This window comes from Arthrobacter sp. B2I5, from assembly GCF_030816735.1.
GTDB lineage: Bacteria > Actinomycetota > Actinomycetes > Actinomycetales > Micrococcaceae > Arthrobacter.
Window position 1 is genome coordinate 2,931,159 of sequence record NZ_JAUSYF010000001.1, and the last position, 24,563, is coordinate 2,955,721.

Annotated in this window: 21 protein-coding genes and 2 riboswitches; of the genes, 7 read left to right on the top strand and 14 right to left on the bottom strand. The window is 66.3% G+C overall.

Annotation, left to right across the window (positions count from 1 at the left end; genetic code table 11):
- Positions 1 to 6: 6 nt before the first annotated feature.
- Positions 7 to 122, bottom strand: a riboswitch (SAM riboswitch).
- Between the two features lie 101 nt (positions 123 to 223).
- A complete protein-coding gene (locus tag QFZ60_RS13795; protein ID WP_307091118.1) occupies positions 224 to 1,546 on the bottom strand; it encodes a bifunctional o-acetylhomoserine/o-acetylserine sulfhydrylase in 1,323 nt (440 codons plus the stop codon).
- A 43-nt stretch (positions 1,547 to 1,589) separates the two neighbouring features.
- Positions 1,590 to 1,704, bottom strand: a riboswitch (SAM riboswitch).
- Positions 1,705 to 2,162: 458 nt separating this feature from the next.
- Here QFZ60_RS13795 and QFZ60_RS13800 point away from each other — a divergent pair.
- The 4 genes from QFZ60_RS13800 to QFZ60_RS13815 all read left to right on the top strand — a co-directional run bounded on the left by QFZ60_RS13800 (position 2,163) and on the right by QFZ60_RS13815 (position 6,984).
- Positions 2,163 to 2,585, top strand: a complete 423-nt coding sequence (locus tag QFZ60_RS13800) for a S8 family serine peptidase (protein ID WP_307091119.1) — start codon at positions 2,163 to 2,165, stop codon at positions 2,583 to 2,585.
- A gap of 3 nt (positions 2,586 to 2,588) precedes the next feature.
- Entirely contained in the window at positions 2,589 to 4,334 is a 1,746-nt protein-coding gene (locus tag QFZ60_RS13805) for a S8 family serine peptidase (RefSeq protein WP_307091120.1), read from the top strand.
- A 100-nt stretch (positions 4,335 to 4,434) separates the two neighbouring features.
- Positions 4,435 to 5,073 carry a VOC family protein gene (locus QFZ60_RS13810; protein ID WP_307091122.1) on the top strand — a complete coding sequence of 213 codons (639 nt, stop codon included), beginning with the start codon at positions 4,435 to 4,437 and terminating at the stop codon, positions 5,071 to 5,073.
- Positions 5,074 to 5,265: 192 nt separating this feature from the next.
- Positions 5,266 to 6,984, top strand: a complete 1,719-nt coding sequence (locus QFZ60_RS13815; protein ID WP_307091123.1) for an HNH endonuclease signature motif containing protein — start codon at positions 5,266 to 5,268, stop codon at positions 6,982 to 6,984.
- A 498-nt stretch (positions 6,985 to 7,482) separates the two neighbouring features.
- On the opposite strand, the gene QFZ60_RS13820 is transcribed toward QFZ60_RS13815, so the two are convergent.
- The 6 genes from QFZ60_RS13820 to tdh form a co-directional block, all read right to left on the bottom strand.
- Positions 7,483 to 8,262, bottom strand: a complete 780-nt coding sequence (locus tag QFZ60_RS13820; RefSeq protein ID WP_307091124.1) for a CPBP family intramembrane glutamic endopeptidase — start codon at positions 8,260 to 8,262, stop codon at positions 7,483 to 7,485.
- Positions 8,263 to 8,331: 69 nt separating this feature from the next.
- Positions 8,332 to 9,120 carry a DeoR/GlpR family DNA-binding transcription regulator gene (locus QFZ60_RS13825; protein WP_307091125.1) on the bottom strand — a complete coding sequence of 263 codons (789 nt, stop codon included), beginning with the start codon at positions 9,118 to 9,120 and terminating at the stop codon, positions 8,332 to 8,334.
- Positions 9,121 to 9,220: 100 nt separating this feature from the next.
- The gene (hutI, locus tag QFZ60_RS13830) at positions 9,221 to 10,432 is read right to left on the bottom strand and encodes an imidazolonepropionase (protein WP_307091126.1); all 1,212 of its coding nucleotides are present in this window, start codon (positions 10,430 to 10,432) and stop codon (positions 9,221 to 9,223) included.
- Between the two features lie 11 nt (positions 10,433 to 10,443).
- Entirely contained in the window at positions 10,444 to 11,589 is a 1,146-nt protein-coding gene (locus tag QFZ60_RS13835; protein WP_307091127.1) for an FAD-binding oxidoreductase, read from the bottom strand.
- A gap of 40 nt (positions 11,590 to 11,629) precedes the next feature.
- On the bottom strand, positions 11,630 to 12,826 hold the full coding sequence (locus QFZ60_RS13840) for a glycine C-acetyltransferase (RefSeq protein ID WP_307091128.1): 1,197 nt from the start codon (positions 12,824 to 12,826) through the stop codon (positions 11,630 to 11,632).
- A gap of 8 nt (positions 12,827 to 12,834) precedes the next feature.
- Positions 12,835 to 13,881 (bottom strand): L-threonine 3-dehydrogenase, encoded by a 1,047-nt coding sequence (gene tdh, locus QFZ60_RS13845; protein WP_307091130.1) that lies wholly within the window; start codon positions 13,879 to 13,881, stop codon positions 12,835 to 12,837.
- Between the two features lie 129 nt (positions 13,882 to 14,010).
- On the opposite strand from tdh, the gene QFZ60_RS13850 reads away from it, so the two are divergent.
- A complete protein-coding gene (locus QFZ60_RS13850; protein WP_307091131.1) occupies positions 14,011 to 14,922 on the top strand; it encodes a LysR family transcriptional regulator in 912 nt (303 codons plus the stop codon).
- Positions 14,923 to 14,993: 71 nt separating this feature from the next.
- Here the strand turns inward: QFZ60_RS13850 and QFZ60_RS13855 are convergent, their stop codons facing one another.
- The 5 genes from QFZ60_RS13855 to QFZ60_RS13875 form a co-directional block, all read right to left on the bottom strand.
- Positions 14,994 to 15,716, bottom strand: a complete 723-nt coding sequence (locus QFZ60_RS13855; protein WP_307091132.1) for a hypothetical protein — start codon at positions 15,714 to 15,716, stop codon at positions 14,994 to 14,996.
- 161 nt (positions 15,717 to 15,877) lie between these two features.
- A complete protein-coding gene (gatB, locus tag QFZ60_RS13860) occupies positions 15,878 to 17,386 on the bottom strand; it encodes an Asp-tRNA(Asn)/Glu-tRNA(Gln) amidotransferase subunit GatB (protein WP_307091134.1) in 1,509 nt (502 codons plus the stop codon).
- Positions 17,386 to 18,960 (bottom strand): Asp-tRNA(Asn)/Glu-tRNA(Gln) amidotransferase subunit GatA, encoded by a 1,575-nt coding sequence (gene gatA / locus QFZ60_RS13865; RefSeq protein WP_307091136.1) that lies wholly within the window; start codon positions 18,958 to 18,960, stop codon positions 17,386 to 17,388. The genes gatB and gatA overlap by 1 nt, the downstream gene beginning before the upstream one ends.
- Before the next feature lie 2 nt (positions 18,961 to 18,962).
- Complete coding sequence (gatC, locus tag QFZ60_RS13870; protein WP_043455998.1) at positions 18,963 to 19,259, bottom strand: Asp-tRNA(Asn)/Glu-tRNA(Gln) amidotransferase subunit GatC; 297 nt, start codon at positions 19,257 to 19,259, stop codon at positions 18,963 to 18,965.
- Positions 19,260 to 19,406: 147 nt separating this feature from the next.
- Entirely contained in the window at positions 19,407 to 20,873 is a 1,467-nt protein-coding gene (locus tag QFZ60_RS13875) for a CitMHS family transporter (protein ID WP_307091137.1), read from the bottom strand.
- 200 nt (positions 20,874 to 21,073) lie between these two features.
- Between QFZ60_RS13875 and QFZ60_RS13880 the strand changes: the two genes are divergently transcribed.
- Together QFZ60_RS13880 and QFZ60_RS13885 are read left to right on the top strand one after the other, a co-directional pair.
- Positions 21,074 to 22,816 carry a sensor histidine kinase gene (locus tag QFZ60_RS13880; protein ID WP_307091139.1) on the top strand — a complete coding sequence of 581 codons (1,743 nt, stop codon included), beginning with the start codon at positions 21,074 to 21,076 and terminating at the stop codon, positions 22,814 to 22,816.
- On the top strand, positions 22,809 to 23,471 hold the full coding sequence (locus QFZ60_RS13885) for a response regulator (RefSeq protein ID WP_307091140.1): 663 nt from the start codon (positions 22,809 to 22,811) through the stop codon (positions 23,469 to 23,471). The genes QFZ60_RS13880 and QFZ60_RS13885 overlap by 8 nt, the downstream gene beginning before the upstream one ends.
- Before the next feature lie 144 nt (positions 23,472 to 23,615).
- On the opposite strand, the gene QFZ60_RS13890 is transcribed toward QFZ60_RS13885, so the two are convergent.
- Complete coding sequence (locus QFZ60_RS13890; RefSeq protein WP_307091141.1) at positions 23,616 to 23,996, bottom strand: RidA family protein; 381 nt, start codon at positions 23,994 to 23,996, stop codon at positions 23,616 to 23,618.
- A gap of 46 nt (positions 23,997 to 24,042) precedes the next feature.
- Complete coding sequence (locus tag QFZ60_RS13895; RefSeq protein ID WP_307091142.1) at positions 24,043 to 24,546, bottom strand: GNAT family N-acetyltransferase; 504 nt, start codon at positions 24,544 to 24,546, stop codon at positions 24,043 to 24,045.
- Between the last annotated feature and the right edge of the window lie 17 nt (positions 24,547 to 24,563).

A 24,563-nucleotide genomic window follows, 5' to 3' on the forward strand; every position in this document is an offset into this window, starting at 1 on the left:
ACCTCTTCTACGCGCTTGCCCGCCGTCATTTGACCGGCAGGCCAGGTCCTCACCCGGGGCACCCCACCGCGGATGGAGGGTTGCCGGCCAGCAAGCCGGGGCTGTCACTGGCACTCATGACCTGGTTCGAGTGTACGAAACACCCCCCGTTCCAAGCCAAGAGTGTGACTGGTTGTGACTTCCCGGCTTGCCGGCGGCACTCACTGCAGCCCCGGCTGTTGTCTTATGCCGCAGCGCCCTTGGCTGCGCGGAAGCCCGCTTCCAGGTCAGCCAGAATGTCATCGATGTGCTCCAGGCCAACGGACAGCCGGACCAGTCCCGGGGTCACCCCTGCCACTGCCTGCTGCTCCGGCGAAAGCTGGCTGTGGGTGGTCGACGCCGGGTGGATGACCAGGGAGCGGACGTCGCCGATGTTCGCAACGTGGGAGTGCAGTTCAAGGGCGTCGACGAAGCGCTTGCCCGCCTCCGCCCCGCCGGCCAGGTTGAAAGCCACCACGGCACCCGTCCCCTTGGGCCCGTACTTGCGGCCACGTTCGTACCAGGGGCTGGAGGGCAGCCCCGCGTAGGCGACGGATTCGACGTCGTCCCTTCCTTCCAGCCAGCGCGCCACTTCCGTGGCGTTGGCAACGTGGCGCTCCACCCGCAGGCTCAGTGTTTCCAGGCCCTGGGAGATCAGGAAGGCGTTGAAAGGGGACACGGCCGAGCCGAGATCGCGCAGCAGCTGGACGCGGGCCTTGAGAATGTAGGACAGGTTGGCCCCGAGGGCGCCGCCTTCTCCGAGGTCCCGCGCGTAGACCAGGCCGTTATAAGTGGGGTCCGGGGTGTTGAAGCCGGGGAACCGTTCAGGATCCTCGCTGAAGTCGAATTTTCCGGAATCGACAATGACGCCGGCAATCGCCGTGCCGTGACCGCCAAGGTATTTAGTGGCGGAATGGATCACGATGTCGGCGCCCCACTCGAGCGGACGGATCAGGTACGGGGTGGACAGGGTGTTGTCCACGATCAGCGGCACGCCTGCCTGGTGGGCCACCTCGGAGATGCCTTCGATATCCAGGACGTCCTGGCGGGGATTGGACACCACTTCGCCAAAGAAAAGCTTGGTGTTGGGCTGGACGGCGGCGCGCCACTGGTCCAGGTTGTCGGGATCGTCCACGAACGTGACCGAGATGCCGAACTTCTTCAGGGTGTGGGCGAACAGGTTGTACGTTCCGCCGTAAAGGCTGGGGCTGGCCACGATGTGGTCCCCGGCCTCCGCGATGTTCAGGACCGCGAAGGTCTCCGCTGCCTGCCCGGAGCTGAGCAGCAAAGCGGCCAGGCCTCCCTCAAGGCTGGCGATCCGCTGTTCGACGGCGTCCTGGGTGGGGTTGCCGATCCGGGTGTAGATGGGTGCAAGTTCAGCCAGGGCAAAGCGGTTGGCTGCGCTTTCGGCGCTGGGGAACACGAAGGACGTGGTCTGGTAGATCGGCAGGGCACGGGCTCCCGTGGCACTGTCCACTTCCTGGCCTGCATGGATCTGGCGGGTTTCGAAGGACCATCCGTTGGACATCCAAATCTCCTTTGACATGGGCCCGGCATGCATGGAGCAGTACGGGCCGCGCTTGCTCCCGGCTGGTGCCGGACAGCCAGGTCCTCACCCGGGGCACCCCGCCGCGGATGGAGGGTTGCCGGCCAGCGAGCCGGGGCTTGGCGCTGGCGCTCATGACCTGCGCCCAGTCTAGGAACCGGGCGGCCAGTGAGGACAGCATTGTGACGAACAAGGTCATGCCTTGCTGAAGTCCCGGGCGGGCCGCCGTGAAAGCGCCCATGATTTCCTCCGGCTGGATCGTGGTCGCAATGGAAGAGCCACGCGGAGATTTTCCAAGATTCCCACAAGTGATGCGAAGGATCGCCCGAGGTTTGGCCGCAAACCTCCGTGGTTCGGATACCTTGGAAGCCGGAAATCATCCTCCGGTCTCTTCCCGAGCAAGCACAAAAGGAACAGGATTCCGTTGCCCCCGTCTTTGCGCCTGGCACTTACCGCGGCACTGTTGTCCGCCATCACCCTCTGTTCAAACGGTGCACCAGCGCAGGCATCTGCGCTGCCCACGGCGACCACGAGGCCCGCTGCTGCTCCTGAAAGCGCGAATGGCCGCTACCTCGTTCAATTCCCCCCGGGGACGGACGTGTCAGCCGAGGCGCGGGAATTGCGTGCCCAAGGCATCGGCGTCAACCACACGTTTACGACCGCACTCCGCGGGGCGGCGATCAAAGCTACAGCGGCGCAAGCGAATGCGCTGCTCCGTTCCGGCAGGGCCCTAACAGTGGAGGTTGACACGGTATCCACGATTTCCGAAACCGAAAAGCCGGCTCCTTGGGGACTCGACCGCATCGACCAGCAGGCCTTGCCTTTGTCCGGCTCCTACACGCACGAAAGTTCCGGTCTTGGTGTCCGCGCATACGTCGTTGACACGGGAGTCCTAGCCTCGAACGTGGATTTCGGCGGCCGGGTTGCACCGGGCTGGACAGCACTGTCCGACGGTGGCGGGACAAGTGACTGCAATGGCCACGGGACACACGTCTCAGGAATCATCGCCGGAATCGTCTAGCGCGTGGCAAAGTCATCCACAATCGTCCCCGTGAGGGCACTGTCCTGTGACGGGTCGGGCTACTACTCGGACATAATCGCAGGGCTGGACTGGATCGCAGGCGATCATACCCCAGGCACTCCGGCCGTGGTCAACATGAGCCTGGGAGGTCCGGGCAGCAACCTCCTTGACGCCGCAGTCCAGAACGTCATCAACGACGGCGTCCCAGTCGTCGTCGCCGCGGGAAATTCAGCCACGGACGCGTGCACCGCCTCGCCTGCCCGCGCCCCATTAGCCTTAACAGTGGCAGCCAGCGACTCTTCGGACCGGCAGGCTTCCTTCTCCAACTTCGGCCAATGCGTTGACCTTTACGCTCCAGGAGTGGGCATCAGCTCCACCTGGAATACATCGTCGACGGCCACCACATCACTGAGCGGAACATCCATGGCCGCACCGCACGTGGCCGGGGCTGCAGCCCTCGTTCTTTCCCAGCACCCCCTCTTTACCCCTGCACAGGTGACGGAGGCCGTACTCTCGACTGCCGCTACCGGAACTATCAGGGGTGCGGGCACCGGAACGCCAAACCAGCTGCTGCACGTGCCAACGAGTCCCCGGCAGCCGGGCACCTTTTCGTCCCAAAGCCCCTTCCGGCAACTGGACACGCGCGACGGCACAGGAGGCATCAGCGGTCCCGTCGCACCCGGAGCCACCATCCGCGTGCCCGTCACCGGCCGTGGCGGCATCCCCACCATGGGAGTATCCGCCGTCGCCATCAACGTCACCGTCACAGCACCCACCAGCTTCGGCAACATCACGGTCCACGCCGGCGGCATCCCCATTCCAGGGACCTCCAACCTCAACTTCACGCCTAACCAAACGACACCCAACCTCGTCATCACGCCCGTCGCCGCCGATGGAACCATTGCCCTGACCAACAACTCCAGCGGCACCATCCACCTCATCGCCGACACCTCCGGCTACTACATCGCCGGAACACCGGTGGAACCGGGCACCTTTTCATCCCAAAGCCCCTTCCGGCAACTGGACACGCGCGACGGCACAGGAGGCATCAGCGGTCCCGTCGCACCCGGAGCCACCATCCGCGTGCCCGTCACCGGCCGTGGCGGCATCCCCACCATGGGAGTATCCGCCGTCGCCATCAACGTCACCGTCACAGCACCCACCAGCTTCGGCAACATCACGGTCCACGCCGGCGGCATCCCCATTCCAGGGACCTCCAACCTCAACTTCACGCCTAACCAAACGACACCCAACCTCGTCATCACGCCCGTCGCCGCCGATGGAACCATTGCCCTGACCAACAACTCCAGCGGCACCATCCACCTCATCGCCGACACCTCCGGCTACTACATCGCCGGAACACCGGTGGAACCGGGCACCTTTTCATCCCAAAGCCCCTTCCGGCAACTGGACACGCGCGACGGCACAGGAGGCATCAGCGGTCCCGTCGCACCCGGAGCCACCATCCGCGTGCCCGTCACCGGCCGTGGCGGCATCCCCATCACCGGAGTATCCGCTGTCGCCATCAACGTCACCGTCACAGCACCCACCAGCTTCGGCAACATCACGGTCCACGCCGGCGGCACCCCCACCCCAGGGACCTCCAACCTCAACTTCACGCCGAACCAAACGACACCCAACCTCGTCATCACGCCCGTCGCCGCCGATGGAACCATTGCCCTGACCAACAACTCCAGCGGCACCATCCACCTCATCGCCGACACCTCCGGCTATTACATCGCCGGTTAGGCCGAGTTCGATGGCCGATTTTTGACCACATCCACGGGCGAAAATCCAAGTAAGGGTACCCTTAGCTGAGAGCCTGATCACAAAGTGCCAAGATGTTGCCATGCGCATGGATCACGTCTCTTACGCCTGTGAAACCGATGGCCTCGCGGCCACTACCGAACGTATTTCATCTGCCCTCGGCGTTGAGGCAGTGAAGGGCGGGGTCCACCCCCGGTTCGGAACCCGGAATATGATCATCCCGCTCGCCGGGCACAAGTACCTGGAAGTCGTGGAGGTCCTGGACCACCCGGCATCGGACAAGGCACCGTTCGGTCAGGCGGTCCGTGCCCGTTCCGCAGCCGGCGGCGGGTGGATGGGCTGGTGCGTCGAGGTGGACGACCTCGCTCCCTTCGAGGAACGCCTTGGCCGTGCTGCCGTGAACGGCAACCGCAAGTTCCCGGACGGCCGGGAGCTGGTCTGGAAGCAGATTGGCATCCTTGGCCTTATTGCCGACCCCCAGGTTCCGTACATGCTCAAGTGGGAAGGTGACCCGTCGCTGCACCCATCCAACGCCTACCCCAGCAACATCAAGATGAGCTGCCTGACCATCGCCGGTTCCGCCTCGCGCGTGACCGAGTGGCTAGGTGAGCCGGTGGAGAAGCCGCTTGAGGACGTTGCGGTTGAGTGGGTGGCCCCGCACGGAACGCCGGGCATCCTGTCGGTCACGTTCGAAACCGCCAACGGAGCCGTCACCATCTGACGCTCCCCCCTCTCTCCCGGCACATCAGGGAGTTGGGTTTGCCGGGCCACTGCCCGGACCTGCTTCGGCCGCCATCAGGTGGTGACAACGGCGTCACTACCCGATGGCGGCCGAATTCATTTAAGTTGACTGCCGGGCCCGCAAAGACGCCTGCGAACTTTAGTTGTCAGACCCCTGTTGGATGATGTTCGTATGGAAATCAGCAGCGGTGGCGGGGTGGTCTTGGAGGGTGTTCATGCCTCTGTGGCCGCCCTCGACGCGCTGGCTGCTGAGGATAATTTCCTGGCTGCCGGGGTTGGTATTGGGGCTGATGTGGATGTGTTGCAGCGGCGGTACGAGCTCCGGCTGACTCGGCTGGAAGTGGTGAAGCGGCTGGAGGCGCAGCTCGCTGTGGTCAAGGCCCGTGATGCGGTGGAGTGCGTTGGGTTCCAGCACGCGATGCTTCCTCCGGAGGCCCCTGTGCACGAGCGGACGTATGCGGAAATGTCTGCGGTGGAGGAGATCGCAGGGGTCCTGACCATCAGCTCCGGCGCTGCCGGGGCCTTCGTGGAGCAGTCCCAGCGGGTGTGCACCCTGCCGCCACTCCTGGACGCTTTGGCCGCCGGGGACCTGTCCTGGCAGCACGCCAAGATCGTTGCGGACGAAACCGAAGGCCTCACCCCGGACGGTGCCGCCGCCCTGGTGGCACACTTCTTCGACCCTGATGCCCCCAAGCCGGCCCGCGGCGCCGCACCCGGGGAGCTCGCTCCCTCCCGGTTCCGTACCAAGGTCCGCGCCTGGCGGGAACGCCACCACCCCGAAACCCTGGAGAAACGCCACGCCAAAGGCGTCGCGGACCGGCGGATGGAATACACCCCGGACCACGACGGCATGGCCTGGATCTCGCTCCGCCTCCCCGGCGACACCGCCTGCGCCATCTGGAACCGCACCACCGCCACCGCCCGCGGCCTCCAAGGCCCCAACGAACCCCGCACCCTCACACAACTCCGCCCCGACATCGCAGCATCCCTGCTCCTCGGGACAGGCCTGCCCGGTCCAGAAAACACCGCCACCGCTGACACCGCCACCTTCTCCGGAAGCGGGCCGGGTGCAGGCAGCCCGACCGGCTCGGCGGGCCTCACCCAGATAGGCAAGGTCCCCATCCCGCGGGCCGACGTGCTGGTCATGGTCCCGGTGTTCTCCCTCCTCAGCAGCACGGACGAACCCGCAGAACTCGACGGCCACGGCCCCATCCCGGCCTCCATGGCACGCAAACTCGTCACGGACGGGGCGGACTCGTTCTACCGGGTCCTGGTCGACCCCCGCGACGGGGCCCCGCTGGAGATCGGCCGCACCCGCTACCGACTCCCGGAAAACATCAAACAATGGATCCGGATGCGCGACGGAAAATGCACCTTCCCCGGCTGCAACAACCACACCCCGGACAATGACACCGACCACCTCACCGCCTGGAAACACGGCGGCACCACCGGCACCAGCAACCTGGCACAACTCTGCCCCAAGCACCACAGGCTCAAGCACAACAGCCAGTGGAAACCGGATGCGGCGACCACTCGTGAGCCACCGGGCTGGACCTCACCCACCGGCCGCCACTACAAACCCGAACACCCAGACCGGGAGCCAACCCGCTGGCCACCAGGGATGTTGCCGTCGAATGAATCGACGGTTGCACCGGCCGCACCACCGGCGACGGGTGCGCCGGTGGCGCCAGCGTGGCCAGAGCGGGAGGTGGAGGAACCTGACGGCGGGAACCTGCTGGATCCGGATGATCTTTGCGCTACCGATGCCCTCTGGGACGACTTTTACGCGAAGCCCTTCGTATTGCCGCCCGACCCGCAGCCGGACTGGCAGTTGGAGCTGTCGCTGATGCGACTGCAGCAATCCGACTCTGGCTCAAACTTCGTTCTGTGATGGCTCCGGTCAGGCAACGGGCGCCGGCCCAGGAAGGGTCACCAAATCAGGGGCCGCCCAGCAGGCCGCAGCCAAACGTCGCCTTTAGCCGTTCGCACCAGGATAAACACCCTTGCTTCGCCGGAAGGAGGTTCTGCGAGGATCTCGGCCCCACCTGCTGTCGTGCCTTGCCTGGTCATTCCGCTCACGTCGTGATGTGCAGCCGCTGGAGTCGGGCCACAGTCATAGTCGCGGCCGGCGAACTGCACTCGTGAAGGAATTTCCTTTGGCCAGAGAGCCCAGTCAGATGTTTGCTGATGGACGCTCCACAACCGCCCCAGAACCAGAAGTCCAGCCAGCACGGTGACCGCCACCAGCGACCATGCTGTCAACCGCGCCCCCAGGTTCATGGTGCACACGATCCATGAAAGCCAGTTGATGGTCAACAGGTTGTGAGCGCCAATAGGTTCCTTCGAAATCAGCCGTACGATCCCAGGCTTAGCCCCGATGCCCTCGGCCCTAGCCCAGCCCCACGGCTTTGCCGAACAGGCTGAAGCCCACGAAGGCCACGATGTCCAGCAGGGCGTGGGCGATGACCAGTGGCATGACCCGCCGGGTCCGGGTGTACAGCCAGGCGAAGACCACGCCCATCACGGCGTTCCCAATAAAGGGACCGAAGCCCTGGTACAGGTGGTAGCTGCCGCGCAGCAGGGAGCTCACCACGATGGCCAGGGGCACGCTCCAACCGAACTTGCCAAAGCGGTCCAGGAGGTAGCCCACCACGATGACTTCCTCGAGAACTGCGTGCCGGATAGCGGAGAGGATCAGCACAGGAACCGTCCACCAGTAGGCATCCAAGGCACTGGGGATAATGGCGGTGGTGATTCCCAGCGCCCGGCCGGCCGCATAAAGCCCCAGTGAGGGAATGCCGATCAGCGCGGCCAGTCCCAGGCCCTGCAGCAGATCCTTGCCGGGCCGGGCGAAATTGAACCCGAGCTTCTGGAACGCGGAGCGGGAGTTCCCGGCATCACCCGGCCCTGCCTGGCGCTGGTCCGTAAGGAAGTAGAGAACCAGCAGCACCGGCACCAGTGCAAAGATGATGTCCAGCAGCTGATAGGTGAGGTCGAAGTATTCGCGGGTGCTCTGGGAGCGGTTCAGCGTGGACGTGCCCTCCGCCAGCGGAGCGCGGGTCATCTTGTCCAGCAGCTGCACCACGGAGTAGACAGCCGACTGGCCCAGGGACAGGCCCAGGACGATCCATACTTCGAGCCGCAGGCGGCGGCGGGAGGGAACCAGCATGTTCCCATCTTGCCTTCAGTTTCTGGATCCGGGCTGATGGAACTGCCGAACGACTGGACTCCCCGGAAATCAGGCGGGCGCCACAATCACTTCCGTGCCGTTGGCCTCAAAGGCGGCCTTGTCGCGGGGCGAGATTCCGGCATCGGTAATCAGCCGGGTGAAGTTGTAGCCGTCCATGGTGGCGAAGGCCCGCACGCCCACCTTGGAGGAATCGGCCAGGACATAGGACACCCGGGCCCTGCTGGCGAGCAGGGCGTTCACGGATGCCTCCCCCTCCCCCGTGTTGGTGGGCCCGACTTCGGGGTCAATGCCGTTGACGCCGATGAACGCGATGTCCAGCACCACCTTCTGCATGATGATGTCCGTATAGGGCCCCACCAGCTCATAGGACCGCGGGTTGAGGATTCCACCAGTCACCATCACCTTGATGTTGGGCCGCACCGCCAGCTGGCCGGCGATGTTGATTGCATTGGTGACCACCGTGAGGGTGGGCTGATTGGACGGCGCATTCAGGTCCTCCCTGGTAGCGAGGATCTGTGCGAGCGCGGTGCTGGTGGTCCCCCCGCACAGGCCAATCACCGCCCCGGGCCGGATCAACGCCGAGGCACACTGGGCGATCTGTTCCTTGGCCTCCGCGTGGTCGTCGCGGTTGTAGCGGCCGGGAAGATCGTAGGCCAGGGCGCCGGTGGTGGCGCCACCTCGGGTACGCGTCAGCAGCCGGCGTTTGGCCAAGCTGTCCAAGTCACGCCGCGCGGTGGCCGGCGAGACATTGAGGGAGCTGACAATCTCGTCCACCTCCACTTGCCCGGTCCTGGCCAGCAGGTCAAGGATCGCCGTCAACCGGTCAGTGCGCGTCATGCAAAGGGGCCTTTCGATACATCAGCCACCACTGTCGATGACGTTTCCTGATTATAAACCAAGAGAAAGAATCAGGAACAATCAGAAGCTCAGTCTGGGCCTACCGCTCCCTGACTCCTGCCCGCCACACAGCGTACGTCAACGGCATGCCCGGGCGGTAAGCGAGATGCGTCGCGGAAGGAGCATTCAACAGGTGCAGGTCGGCACGGTGTCCGACGGCGATGGATCCCACGGCGCGTTCCCCGTCAGCATCACGGCCGCTTTCCCTGTGCAACGCCAGCGCACCGCCATAGGTGGCAGCGCGGACGGCCTCGTGCACGCTCAGGTGCATCTGGAGGACAGCGGTGGTGACGCAGAATGCCATGGAACTTGTGTACGACGTTCCGGGATTGCAGTTGGAGGCAAGCGCCACCTGCACGCCGGCGTCGAGAAGCTCGCGGGCGGGGGCCAACGGTTGCCGGGTTGAGAGATCGCAGGCCGGGAGGCAGGTGGCCACCGTACCCCGCTCACCGGTTCCCGTGGCGGCGTCCCACCCGGACCAGGAAGCGGCAAGGGCCTTCACGTCCTGCCCGGCCAGGTAGTTGACGTGGTCCACGCTGGCTGCGCCCAACTCCACGGCAAGCTGCACGCCAGGGCCCTCGCCCAGCTGGTTGCCGTGCACACGCAGGCCCAGGCCGGCATCGCGGCAGGCCGTCAGCACGCGCCGGGATTGTTCGGCCGTGAATGCACCCTCCTCGCAAAAGACGTCGGCCCACTGGACGTACGGGCGGACGGCATCAAGCATCGGCCCGCAGACCAGGTCGGTGTACTCCTCCGGGTCCTGGCCGGCAGGTACCAAATGGGCGCCGAGGTAGGTTACCTGGTCGGCTACGGTGGCGGCAATGCGCGCGCTCCGGGCCTCGTTCCCGATATCCAGGCCGTAGCCGGTCTTCGTCTCCAGGTACGTCGTCCCCTGCGAAACCGCCTCGGCAACCCTGCCCATGGCCAGGCGGGTGAGGTCGAAATCCGACGTGGCGCGGGTGGCATTCATCGTGACGGCGATGCCGCCGGCGGCATACGCCTCCCCCGCCATACGGGCTTCGAATTCTGCAGTACGGTCCCCGGCGAACAGCAGGTGGCTGTGGGAGTCCACCCACCCCGGGAGCATGGCCCGGCCGCCGGCGTCCACGGCGTTATCCGCCGCCGGCGCATCAGCTGCGGCGCCGATCCACGAGATCCGTTCCCCTTCGACCACTACCGCCGCGTCCTTCAGGACCCGGTGTTCCAGGTCCTGGGTCATCAGCTCGGCAATATTGGTGATCAGGGTACTCATGGGACCATTCTTCAGCGTCGGATGGACCAGCGGATGGCAGCCAGCGCCTGCGCTGTCCGGGATGCCGGACCGTCGCTGGCCGCATTTCCGGCGGCAGCATCTCCGGACGCCGCACTTCCGGACACCGCCTGGCCGGCAAGGATCTGGCTGGCCGCCAGCTCAGCCATGGCAGCAGAAGTCTGGAAGCCGTAGCCACCCTGCCCGGCAAGCCAGTAGAACCCGGGAGCTTCGGCGTCGAACCCGGCCACAGGAACCCCGTCGGCGGCTTCGGTGCGCAGGCCGGTCCAGGCCCGGCGAATTCCGGTGATTCCCAGGCTGGTGACAGAGTTCAGCCTCTCCACGAGGCGTTCCACGTCGCCGGGCCGCGGCTGCGCGTCCTCGGGCCCGCTGGGCACGGTTTCGGACGGTGAAATCAGTACGTCGTCACCGTCCGGGCGGAAGTAGAACGTATTGTCCGCTGCCGCCACCATGGGGGTGGCGGCAGGCAGGGGGCGTTCGACGGCGGCAATCGCCGCAGTGCGCCGGTACGGCTGCAGCCCAAGCTTCTCCACGCCGCTGAGCACTGCGAGCTCATCAGCCCATGCACCGGCCGCGTTGACCAGGATCCCTGCCTCGAAACCCTCCGCCCCGGCACCTACCTGCCACCCCGAACCCAGCCGTTGTGCTGAGTGCACGCGGGCGCCGGTGATGATGTCCACCCCGGCGGCCTCAGCGCGTTGCCGGTGGTCGGCCAGCAGCAGGGGCGCATTGCAGCCATAGGATCCGGTGTCCAGCCCGGCGGCGGCAAAGGTTCCCGGGAGCAGGGCCGGACAGAGCTCCAGCGCCCGGTCCACGGTAATGGCCTGCATGTGCCCGCTGGCTTCCGCGGCAACATCCGCCTCTGAGCCAACCAGCATGAAACTGCGTGGCGTCAGGACCGGTTCCGGCAGTTCGGCGTCCCGGGCCGCAATCAGCTCAAGAGTCCGGACGGTGAGCTCCTGCACCACGGGAGGGCCGTAGCTGGGGATCAGCTGGCGGGCCGAGCGGGAGGACGTGTGGTACGCCAGATCCTGCTCAGCCTCCACCAGCGCCACGCTGCACCGGCCGGCCAGCTCGGAAGCCAGGGACAGGCCGGCAATGCCGCCGCCCACGATCAGGACATCGTAATGTGCTGCCATCCGTCCATCCTCGCAGAGTTCGCGTCCCGTGGAAGTCCCGTCAGGCTGCTGCCTCGGCACGGCTGGCGACGAAGGCACCCACGCACGCCTCGACGTCGTCCGCTGAATGTGCAGCCGACAGCTGCACACGGATCCTCGCAGCACCCCGCGGGACCACGGGGAAGCTGAAGGCGGTGACGAAGACCCCGTGCTGCAGCATGCGGTCAGCCACCTTGGCGGCCATCACGGCGTCACCAAACATCACCGGCACGATGGCGTGTTCCCCGGGAAGCAGGTCGAAGCCCTCCTCGGTCATGCGGCGGCGGAAGAGTTCGGCGTTTTCGAACAGGCGGCGGCGCAGGTCCGCCGAGTTTTCCACCAGGTCCAGCGCCTTGAGGGTGGCGGCCACAATGGCGGGAGCCAGGGAGTTGGAGAACAGGTAGGGCCGGGCCTTCTGCCGCAGCATGGCAACGATCTCCCTGCGGCCCGAAACATAACCGCCGGACGCTCCGCCCAGTGCCTTGCCGAACGTGCCGGTGTAGATATCCACCCGGTGTGACACCCCGGCGTGTTCCGGCGTGCCCGCTCCGGTGGAACCCATGAAGCCCACGGCGTGCGAATCGTCCACCATCACCAGGGCGTCGTATTTATCGGCAAGATCGCAGATGGCTTCCAGCGGGGCCAGGTAGCCGTCCATGGAAAACACGCCGTCCGTGACGATGATCTTCCGGCGGGCGTCCTGGGCCTCCTGCAGCCGGGCCTCGAGCTCTGCCATGTCCTGGTTGGCATAGCGGTAGCGGCGGGCCTTGCACAGCCGGATGCCGTCGATGATGGACGCGTGGTTCAGGGCGTCGGAAATGACCGCGTCCTCGGGGCCGAAGAGGGATTCGAAGACTCCACCATTGGCGTCGAAGCAGCTCGAAAACAGGATGGTGTCCTCGGTCCCCAGGAACTTGGAGACCCTGGCCTCGAGTTCCAGATGCAGGTCCTGGGTTCCGCAGATGAAACGGACGCTGGCCATGCCGAAGCCGCGCTCATCCATCGCAGCCTTGGCGGCACCGATGATGTCCGGGTGGTCTGCCAGGCCCAGGTAGTTGTTGGCGCAGAAATTCAGCACGTCGGCGCCCGGTCCGCCGATCCGGCCCGCGGTGATGTGGCTGGACTGCGGCGAACTGATGCTGCGTTCGGTCTTGTAGAGCCCGGCAGTGCGGATGTCTTCCAGCTCGTCGTGGAGCTGGTCCTTGATGGAGGTGTACATGGGTTTCCTTACAGTCGGGTCCAGTCGAGGACAACTTTGCCGCCCACGCCGCTGCGGGCAATGTCGAAGCCCTTCTCCCACTCGGCGGCCGGAAGCGTGTCCGTGACCACGGCGGAGATGGCCGCGTGCAGGACCGGGTTGGAGGAGAGCATGGCGCTCATGGCGTACCAGGTTTCGTACATCTCGCGGCCATAGATGCCTTTGAGGGTCAGCATGTGGGTGACCACCTTGCCCCAGTCGATGGTGATCTCCTGGCTGGGCAGTCCCAGCATGGCGATCCGGCCGCCGTGGTTCATGTTGTCGATCATCTCAGGCAGGGCGGAGGGGTGGCCGGACATTTCCATTCCGACGTCGAAGCCTTCGCGCATGCCGAGCTCGCGCTGGGCGTCGCGGACGCGGGTGGTGGAGACATCGATGGCAAGGTCCGCCCCGAGCTGCCGGGCCAGGTCCAGGCGGGGCCGGGAGATGTCCGTGATGGCGATTTTTCGCGCACCGGAATGGCGGGCAACCGCGATGGCCATCAGCCCAATGGGTCCGGCGCCTGTAATGAGCACGTCCTCGCCCACCAGCGGAAAGCTCAGGGCCGTGTGCGTGGCATTGCCGAAGGGGTCGAAGATGGCGCCGAGTTCCGGGGTGACGGAGGGGTCGTGGTGGACCCAGACGTTGGTTTCGGGGATCACCACGTACTCGGCGAAGGCACCGTCGCGCTGGACGCCCACGCTGACGGTGTGAATGCACATCTGGCGGCGGCCGGCCCGGCAGTTGCGGCAGATGCCGCACACCACGTGGCCTTCACCCGAGACCCGGTCACCCACCTTGACGTCCCGGACGTCTTCCCCCACCTCCACCACTTCGCCATAGAACTCGTGGCCGGCAATGAGGGGCGCTTCGATGATCCCCTGGGCCCAGGAATCCCAGGACTGGATGTGCAGGTCCGTACCGCAGATCCCCGTGGTCATGACCCTGATCTTCACGTCCGCCGGGCCGGCCTCAGGCTCGGGCCGGTCGACGAGTTCGAAACCGGCGTGGGGGCCGGCCTTGTAGAGGGCCTTCATTGGCGTCCTTACTTCTTGGCGTTCAGATCCGAGGTCTTGTCCTCCTCATTGAAGCCCTGCCGAAGCGTTAGCACAACAAGGATCTTCTCAATCGACGGTGTAGCGATTGCTAATGATTAGACTGGGATCGTGGAAGTACATCAGCTGGAGATCCTGCGCGAACTGGGAGCACTGGGAAGTGTCAAGGCCGTGGCAGACACACTCATGGTCACTCCTTCGGCCGTCTCGCAGCAACTGGCCCACCTGCAGCGGACGGTCGAGGTACCGCTGACGCGCAAGGAGGGCCGGAACCTGGTCCTCACGGAAGCCGGCCAGGTACTCGCGGACGCGGGCGCCGCCGTCGTCAGTGCCATGGCCGACGCCCGCGGCGCCCTGAGCACCTATCACCAGTCGCCGGCAGGCCGGGTGAGCCTCAGCGGCTTCCACAGCGCCGGGCAGGCTTTGTTTGCGCCGCTGGCACGCATGCTGGACAAGCCGGAGCACCCCCGGATCGAACTGTCCGACGAGGACGTGGCCCAGCAGGACTTCCCTGCCCTCACCGCGCGGTACGACCTGGTCCTGGCGCACCGCATGGACCATAGTCCCCGCTGGCCCGCAGAACGGGTCGCGGTGATCCCGCTGGCGCACGAACCCCTGGACGTGGCACTGCCCGCCGGCCACCCGTTGGCGCAAAAGGACACCGTCACGGCGGACGACGTGGGCGCCCAGGCCTGGGTGACCAGCCACCCCGGCTACTCCCCCGCCGACGTCCTGTCCGCCGTCGCTGCAGTCTCCAGCCGCGAACCGAACATTGTGCACCGCATCAACGACTACTCCACGGTGGCGGCGCTCGTGGCCGCCGGCGGTGTGGTGGGCCTTTTGCCGAGGTACACGGCAGGGCCGGTCCTTAACCCGGACATCGTGCTGCGGCCGCTGGAGGGCATCAGCACACGCCGCCGGATCGATCTGCTGGCCCGGCCTGAAAACCTGAAGCGGCGCGCCGTGGTGATGGTCTGCGAGGCCTTGGAGGACATCATGGCGGGGCTGGTGCGGCAGGGCTGAGCCGGGGTGCGCGTATTCGGAACGCCGGACCGGACGTGGATCGAACGCCGGACCGGACGTGGATGCAGGCCTTACGCCCCGTCGTCGTCCTGGTGGTTGCCCTGGCCCATCTTGTGTCCCAGGCCATGGCCGCGTCCCAAGCCCCGTCCCAATCCAAGGCCCGGCCCGTCACCGGCGCCCTTCACAACCCGCCCGGCGGTGGCCTTGTCCCCATCCTTCACGCCCGAGATGCGTACGGTGTCCCCCACGGCGATGTCCGCGATGGTTCCGTCCGCCGGCTTAAGCCGCTTGCCGTCGTCGCCTGTAGCATTTGGGCCATTTGTCCCCGAACCATTTGTCCCTGAACCATCCGCGGCCGGGGCAGATATAACGGTGATCTTTGTATCGCCGTTCACCGTGTAGGTCTGGGAGAACCCGTCCTCGCTCTTGATGGTGATGGCCGAATCGCTGACCGACTCCACCGTTCCGCGCTGTTCCAGCTTGGTCTGGAAGGTTCCGTCGGGGTTCTTGACCACGCCCTCGCCATGGAGCGGCTGTGGTCGCTGGGCCTTCTTGTCCTGTTTGTCCTGCTGGCCGGGTGCCGTGGCCTTCCCGGGTGCCTTCTCCTGGCCGGTTGCCGACTGGGATGGCGACGGCGTGGGCGTGCCTGTGGCAGACCAGGCCAGGGCAGTTCCCGTGCCCGTCAAGGCCAGGGCCACTGCCCCGGCGAGCGCTGCCTTGCGCATTTTCAGTGTGTCCCCCACAAACATGTCTGTCTCCTCCCACAGCTCCGGCGAGGCCAGGTCATTGTCCAAAGCCGCATCCTGCGCATCAGTCTAGGACCGCACTCCGTTGCTGAACATAAGTACTTTTGCGGTACACAGACTTGAGTACTTAAAGCAAAAACTGGGTAGCGCCAGGTGTCGTTATGAGTGCTCAAAACGACACCTGGTGCTACCCAGTTGGGTGGGAAAGGCTAGACGGTGACGCCCAGCTTCTCCAGGATCAGTTCGCGGACGCGGGCCGCGTCAGCCTGCCCACGGGTGGCCTTCATGACCCCGCCCACGATGGCACCGATGGCCTGGACCTTGCCGCCGCGGATCTTCTCCGCGACGTCGGGCTGCGCGGCAAGTGCGGCGTCGATCGCTTCCAGGAGGGGCCCGTCGTCGGACACCACGGCGAGGCCGCGCTTCTCGACAACCTCTTCGGGGGTGCCTTCACCGGCGAGCACACCGTCCAGCACCTGTGTGGCCATCTTGTTGTTGATCTTGCCGGCCTCCACCATGCGGCTGAGCTCCACGATGGTGGCGGGCTGGACGCCCAACTGGCCGGGGTCGACGTCGGCGGCCTTGGCGCGGCCCACGATCTCGCCCATCCACCACTTGCGGGCCACGGACGCCGAGGCGCCGGCCGCAATGGTTTCCTCGATCTCGTCCAGGACGCCGGCGTTCACCACATCGCGGAATTCCAGGTCGGAGTAGCCCCAGTCCGCCTTGAGCCGCTTGCGGCGCTCGGCCGGGGGTTCAGGCAGCGTGGCGCGCAGTTCCTCCACCCACTCGCGGGAGGCAACCACGGGGACCAGGTCCGGTTCCGGGAAGTAGCGGTAGTCGTCCGCGTCGGACTTCGGCCGGCCCGAGGTGGTGGTGCGGGTGTCCTCGTGCCAGTGCCGGGTCTCCTGGACCACGGGGCTGCCGGAGTCCAGGACGGCGGCGTGGCGCTGGATTTCGTAGCGGACGGCATGTTCGACGGCGCGCAGCGAGTTCACGTTCTTGGTTTCGGACCGGATGCCGAACCGTTCGCGCCCGTGCGGGCGGAGCGAGACGTTGGCATCGCACCGCACGTTGCCGCGTTCCATGCGGGCATCGGAGACACCCAGGTTCTTGACGATCTCCCGGATGGCGGCCACGTACGCCTTGGCCAGTTCCGGGGCGCGGGAACCGGCACCCTCGATGGGCTTGGTGACAATTTCCACCAGCGGAACCCCGGCGCGGTTGTAGTCCACAAGGGAGAAGTCGGCGCCGTGGATGCGGCCGGTGGCGCCGCCCATGTGGGTGAGCTTTCCGGCGTCCTCCTCCATGTGCGCGCGCTCGATCTCCACGCGGAACACGGTGCCGTCCTCGAGTTCGACGTCCAAGTAGCCGTCGTACGCGATGGGCTCGTCGTACTGGGAGGTCTGGAAGTTCTTGGGGGTGTCCGGGTAGAAGTAGTTCTTCCGGGCGAACCGGCAGGATTCGGCGATCTTGCAGTTCAGCGCCAGGCCGATCTTGATGGAGGACTCCACCGCCGTCTTGTTGACCACGGGCAGGACGCCCGGCATGCCCAGGTCCACCTCGTTGACGTTGGTGTTGGGCTCGTCACCGAAGACGTTGGGGGCCGAGGAGAACATTTTGGTCTTGGTGTTGAGCTCCACGTGGACCTCGAAGCCCAGGACGGGGTCGTACTTCTCCATGGCCTCGTCGAAGCTCAGGATTGCCTCGGTGTTCATTATTTTGCCTCCTGGGTTTCGAGGGTGACGGCTGCGGCGAGGTCGGGAGCCTGGGCCAGCAGCGGGCCGCCCCACTTGGCTTCGAGCAGCGATTCCAGGACCGCACCCACCCGGTAGAGGCGGGCGTCCTCGCGGGCGGGGGCCAGCAGCTGGATGCCGACGGGCAGTCCGTCCTCGTCGGCCAGGCCACCGGGCAGCGACAGGCCGGGAACACCCGCCAGGTTGGCGGGGATGGTGGCGACGTCGTTCAGGTACATGGCCAGCGGATCGTCCAGTTTTTCGCCCAGCGGGAAAGCCGTGGTGGGGGCGGTGGGCGAGATCAGGACGTCGGCCTGTTCAAAGGCGGCGTCGAAGTCCCGCTGGACCAGGGTGCGCACCTTCTGGGCGGAGCCGTAGTAGGCGTCGTAGTAGCCGGCGGACAGGGCGTAGGTGCCCAGGATGATGCGGCGCTTGACTTCGTCGCCGAAGCCGGCGGCACGGGTGGCACCCATGACGCGTTCGATGGTCATGGGGCCGTCCTCGGGGAGGACGCGCAGCCCGTACCGGACGCCGTCGAACTTGGCCAGGTTGGAGGAGGCCTCGGACGGCATGATCAGGTAGTAGGCACCCAGGGCGTACTGGAAGTTGGGGCAGGAGACCTCCACGATCTCCGCGCCGGCTTCCTTGAGGAGCTCCAGGGCGTCATGGAAGCGGTTTTCGACGCCGGCCTGGTAGCCCTCGCCGTGCAGTTCCTTGATGATGCCGATGCGCAGGCCCTCGACGTTGCCGGTCTTTGCGGCGGCGACGAGGTCAGCGAGAGGGTCCGGCAAGGAGGTGGAGTCACGGGGATCGTGGCCGCCGATGAGCTGGTGCAGCAGGGCGGAGTCCAGGACGGTGCGGGTAACCGGGCCGATCTGGTCCAGCGAGGAGGCCATGGCGATGGCGCCGTAGCGGGAGACGCTGCCGTAGGTGGGCTTTACGCCAACGGTTCCCGTGACAGCGCCGGGCTGGCGGATGGAGCCGCCGGTGTCCGTCCCCAGGGCGAGGGGTGCTTCGAAGGCGGCAACGGCCGCAGCTGAGCCACCGCCGGAGCCGCCCGGAATCCGGTCCAGGTCCCATGGGTTGCGGGTGGGGCCGTAGGCCGAGTGCTCGGTGGAGGAGCCCATGGCGAATTCGTCGAGGTTGGTCTTGCCCAGGATGGGCATCTTCGCGGCGCGCAGGCGCTCCACCACGGTGGCGTCGTACGGGCTGTGCCAGCCTTCGAGGATTTTCGAGCCCGCGGTGGTGGGCTGGCCGACGGTGACGATGAGGTCCTTGACGGCGATGGGGACGCCGGCAAGCACGTGCAGGGCCTCCGCCTCAGCACCGCCGGCGGCGCGGATGGCGTCCACCTCGGCGGCGACGGCGAGTGCTTCCTCCGCGTTGACGTGCAGGTACGCGTTGACCAGGCCGTCCACGGCGGCGATGCGGTCCAGGTAGGCCTGGGTGACTTCGACGGCGGTGACCTCGCCGGCGGCGAGCTTCCCGGCCAGCTCCGCGGCGGACAGGCGGATCAGGGTCTCGGCGCTGGTGCCGGTGGTGTTGTTTTCAGTCATGGTTATGCCTCATCCAGGATGGCCGGGACCTTGAAACGGTTGTCATCGGAGTCCGGAGCGCCGGAGAGGGCCTGTTCCGCCGTGAAGGTGTGCCCCACAACGTCCTCGCGGAAGACGTTGGTGAGCGGAATGGGGTGGGAGGTGGCCGGGACGTCATCCCCGGCGGCCTCGCTGACGGACTTGACCGAATCGACGATGACGGCCAGCTCGCCGGCCATCCTGTCCAGCTCTTCGGCACTCATCTCGATGTGAGCGAGCCGCGCGAGATGCGCGACGTCGTCACGGTTGATCGCAGCCATGGATCTCCCCTGCAAAGTTCGTAATTGTTTTCCGATCCAGTCTAGTGCGGAAACGAAGATGCCCGTCTGACGGCCCCCAGCGGGCGTCAGACGGGCACCTTCGAGACCCGGTCCTGCCTCAGGGACAGGAGCGCGGGCAGCTAAAGACTAACCGATTCCAATGGCTCCAGTCAGCAGTCCGACGCCAAGCATTACCAGGGAGATGACCGCGGTGCGCCACAGGACCTTCTTGTGGTGGTCGCCGAGGTCCACCTTGGCCAGCGAAACCAGCAGCAGGATGGCAGGAACCAGCGGGCTCTGCAGGTGGAACGGCTGGCCGGTGATGGAGGCACGGGCCATGTCGGCAGCGCCAACCCCGTAGTGTGCGGCGGTCTCGCTCAGCACGGGCAGGACACCGAAGTAGAACGCGTCATTGCTCATGAAGAACGTCATGGGGATGCTCAGGATGCCCGTAATCACGGCCATGAACGGGCCCATCGAGGACGGGATGATCTGGACCAGCCATGCGGACATTGCTTCCACCATGCCCGTGCCCTTGAGGACACCGGTGAGGACGGCGGCGGCCATGACCATGCTGACCACGGCAACGATGGACGGTGCGTGGGCGATCAGCTGGGCGCCCTGGTCCTTGACCTTGGGGAAGTTGACCAGCAGGGCGATGGCGGCGCCCACCATGAACACGAACGGCAGCGGGATGATGTTGGCCACGAGGACCACCATGACGGCGACGGTCAGGGCCAGGTTGAACCAGAACAGCTTGGGGCGGAGGGTGCTGCGGTTGGGGTCCAGCGCCGTGTCGGCCATGGCGGAGTCGTGATCGTCCACCAGGGTTTCGGTGCGCTCCAGGACAGCCACGGATCCACCGGCGGGGGCTGCGCCGCCGGGGTTGCCGCCCTTGCGCCCACGGCCGGTGCCGGAGGCAGCTGCGGGGGTGCCGCCGTCGGACGTTCCATCGAACTGCTCGGCAGTGTCCGGGACGCTCCAGATCTCGGGTGCGGTGGCACGGAGGCGGTTGCGCTCCTGCAGGCCCAGCAGCCAGGCGAAGGCGAAGACGACCACCAGGCCGGCCACCAGGGACGGGATCATGGGGACGAAGACGTCGTTGACGTCGATCTTCAGGGCTGTGGCGGCGCGGGCGGTGGGGCCGCCCCACGGGAGGATGTTCATGGTGCCGTTGGCCAGGCCGGCCACGCAGGTGAGGACCACCGGGCTCATCTTGAGGCGCAGGTAGACCGGCAGCATGGCGGCGGTGGTGAGGATGAACGTGGTGGACCCGTCGCCATCCAGCGACACGGCGGCCGCCAGGATGGCGGTGCCCAGGACAACCTTGGCGGGGTCGTTGCCCAGCTTGCGGAGGATGAACTTCACCAGCGGGTCAAAGAGCCCGACGTCGATCATCAGGCCGAAGTAGATGATGGCGAACATCAGCAGCGCCGCGGTGGAGGTCATGGACTTCATGGAGTCCATGACCATGTCGCCGATGCCGAGGCCGGCGCCGGCGAAAAGGCCAAAAACAGTAGGGACAATGATCAACGCCAGCACTGGCGTCAACTTCTTCGTCATGATCAGCACCATGAATACCGCGATCATGGCGAATCCAAGTATTACCAGCACAGCCGGCTCCTTCTTGTGAACGGCACCACAGCGTTGTGATGCGTGCTACAGACTGTAGGGTGGCGTCCGTCACGGCAGTGCCTTTGGCTCAATTGATTGGCATACTGCTTATTGGGAGCATTTTGCTCATTGTGCTCACAGCGCTTTCGCGCTGAAGCCGAGCATTTCAACAGCACCGCCCATACCCGTCAAGGAGATCAATGCAGCGTTCCGCGCCCCCGCCGCCGCTGCGGTTTTCCACCCAGACGCTGCTGCTGCAGCTGGCGGTGGTGCTGCTCGTTGTGTTGCTCAGCGCCGCCGTGCACGCGTGGCTTACATACGACCGGGTCGGCAGCGAAGCCGAAAACCAGGCACTCACGCTGGCCCGCACCGTTGCCTCCGATCCGGAGGTCAGGGCCAACGTCCTGGCCATCAGCGAACAGCCCGGCACTCCCCCGCCCGCCCAACTGCTGGCCGGGCCGCTCCAGTCTTCCGCCGAGGCAGCGCGGACCCGGACCGGCGCCCTCTTCGTGGTCATCACCGACGAAACCGGGATCCGGCTGGCGCATCCGGATCCGCAGCGGCTGGGTGAGAAGGTGAGCACCGATCCGTCCGAGGCACTGTCCGGGCAGGAAATCACCACCCGGAACACCGGCACCCTGGGTCCCTCCGCCGGCGCCAAGGTTCCCGTATATGCCCCAGGTACCGCCACGGTGGTGGGCGAGGTGAGCGTGGGCTACTCCATGGAGACCGTGGCCCAAAGCGTGGCCCGCGACATCGGACCGGTGGCGTTGACGGCGGCGGGTGCCCTGCTGGCCGGGATCCTGGGGTCCTTCCTGTTGCGCCGCCGCCTGCAGCGGCTCACCCTGGGCCTGGAGCCGGAAGAGATCAGCACGCTGGTCCATGACCAGGTGGCGGTGCTGCAGGGCGTGGACGACGGCGTCATCGGCGTCAGTGCCGACGGCCGGGTCAGCGTCTTCAACGCCGCCGCCCAGCGCCTGCTGGAGTTGCCCGACCTGGCCGGCACGCGGTGGGAGGAAGCGCCGGTTCCGGAGCAGCTTAAAGCGTTGACCCGCCCGGGCTCTGATGTCCCCGGTACGGCAGGCTCCCCCGTGGATGCACTGGAGCTGGTCGCCGGCGGCCGCGTCCTGGTGGCGAACGCCCGCAAGGCGCTGCACCGGCGCGAGGACCTGGGCTGGGTCATCATGCTGCGGGACCGCACCGAGCTGCAGCAGCTGACCCGCCAGCTGGACGCCGTCGGCACCATGTCCACGGCGCTGCGGGCCCAGCGGCATGAGTTCGCCAACCAGCTGCACACGCTGGCGGGCTTCCTGGGCATCGGCCAGCACCAGGACGCGCGCGACTACCTCGCGCGGCTGGCCGCCACCGGTCCGCTGAAGTTCCCGGTGGACCAGGCCGAACTGCTGCAGGACCCGTACCTTCAGGCCTTCGTTGGCGCCAAGGGCGTGGAGGCGGACGAGCGCGGCGTCGCCCTCCGCATCGGCCCAGAGACCCTTGTCCGGGGGCAGGTCACGGAGGCCCAGGATGTCACCACGGTGCTGGGCAATTTGATCGACAACGCCGTCAACGCCGCCGTGGCGGGGTCATCGACGGACCGCTGGGTTGAGCTTGAGGTGCTGGATGAGCCGGCAGACGACGGCGGCACGCTGCATATCGTGGTGGCGGACTCCGGCGACGGGCTGGCAGAGGGCACGGACGCGGAGGGCGTGTTTGCCGAAGGTTTCACCACCGCTTCCGGCCCCGTCCGGGCAGGCGGCGGGCAGGGCTTCGGACTGGCCCTGGCGCGCCAGCTGGCACGGCGCCGCGGCGGGGACGTGAAGGTACTGGAGCGCGGAACCAAGGGCGGGCCGGGTGCCGTGTTCATGGCCACCCTTCCGCATACGACGGCGGGAAAACCTGCCGCCGCCAGCCCGGGGGCAGCCGGAAAGGATGAGAATGGCTGACGATTTTCGGGTCCTGATCGTGGATGATGACTTCCACGTGGCCAAGCTCCATGCAACCTATGTTGACTCGGTGGCAGGGTTCATGGCCCTGGCGCCGGTGGGTACGGCGTCGTTGGCACTGCAGGCCATCCACAGCCTGCGGCCCGACCTGGTGCTGCTGGATGTCTACCTGCCGGACGCTTCCGGCCTGGACCTGCTGCAGCAGCTGGATGTGGACACCATCATCCTCAGCGCCGCCTCCGATGCCGCATCCCTCCGCGTGGCGTTCCGCCGCGGCGCCCTGGGGTACTTGCTCAAGCCCTTCACCGCGGAGTCACTGTCCCAGCAGCTGCGCTCCTATGCCCGGTACCGGCGCCTCTTGGGCCAGCCGGGGGCACTGGACCAGGAGGCGGTGGAACGTGCCAAACGTTCACTGATTCCGGGCGATGTTACGCCGTCGTCGAAACCCCGCTCGGCAACCGAAGCTGCGGTGCTGGAATCCCTGGTTCCCGGTGAGCAGTACTCCGCCGCTGAAGTGGCCTCCCGGGTGGGCGTCTCCCGGGCCACCGCCCAGCGGTACCTGTCCTCCCTGGCCGACGACGGCGCGGTGGACATCCAGCTCCGCTACGGAACCACCGGCAGGCCGGAACACAGGTACGGCCTGCCGGCGCGGTAGGACAGGCTTGAGGCACGTGATCCGGGCATCCGGAAGCGTGCGTCTAAGCTGGGCCCACGCCGCCAGGGTTCCCTGGCCGAGCTTGCGAGGCCAGGGAGGCGGCGGGGAGGAACGAGCGAGCACGCGGAGGATGCGTGGATCGCGTCATGCAGCTTTCTGGGCCACCAGTTCGATCTCGACCAGCATCTTCGGGTCCAGGAACGGCAGGACGTGGACCAGGGAGAGGGTGGGGCGGATCTCCCCGAACACCTCGCCGTGCGCCCGGCCGGCCTCTTCCCATTTGCTGATGTCCGTCAGGTACAGCTTGGACTGCACCACGTCCTCGTAGGCGAAGCCGGCGTCGGCCAGGACCTTGCCGAGTTTCTGCAGGATGTACTGGGTCTGGGTGTAGAAGTCGTCCCCGACGATTCCGTCGTCCCCGCTGGCCGCGGTGGCGGAGATGTAGAGGGTGTTGTCCACCTGGACGGCACGGGAATATCCGAGGGTCTGTTCCCAGACAGATCCGCTGCCGAAGGTTTTGCGCATGGGTGGCCTTTCAAAGCTGGAATGGGTCGCCACCACTGTAGGGCTGCTACAGGTCGCGCCGGTAAACCAGCAGTTTTGTGTCGGTTCCGGGGACGAACCAGTCCCGTTCGGGCACGCGCTCGAAGCCGGTCTTGCGGTACAGGCCGTGGGCGCTTTCCCAGGCTTTGCCGGTGGTGAGGGACACTCCACGGATGCCGGGGAGGGTCTTGGCGTGGCCCAGGATGGCTTCCACCATGGCCTTGCCGGCGCCGCTGCGCTGGACGGCAGGGTCCACCACCAGCATGCGGAATTCCAGCTCGTCCTGCAGCGCGATGTCCGCGTAGGGTTCCCCCGCCAGCGCCAGGGTGACGGAGCCGATGACCGTTCCTTGCCGTTCAGCCACCCAGATGGTGGCCTGCCGGGCGCGTGCAGCAACGTCCATGATCTTGACCATGTAGGGGTGGGCGGGGTCGTCGAAATAGCCTGCCGACAAGTACGAGTCGCCGGTGATGCGGGCCACGGCGGGGAAATCGGCTTCGACTGCGGGACGGATGGTTAACGGCTGCTGCACCCATCAATGGTAGTGGC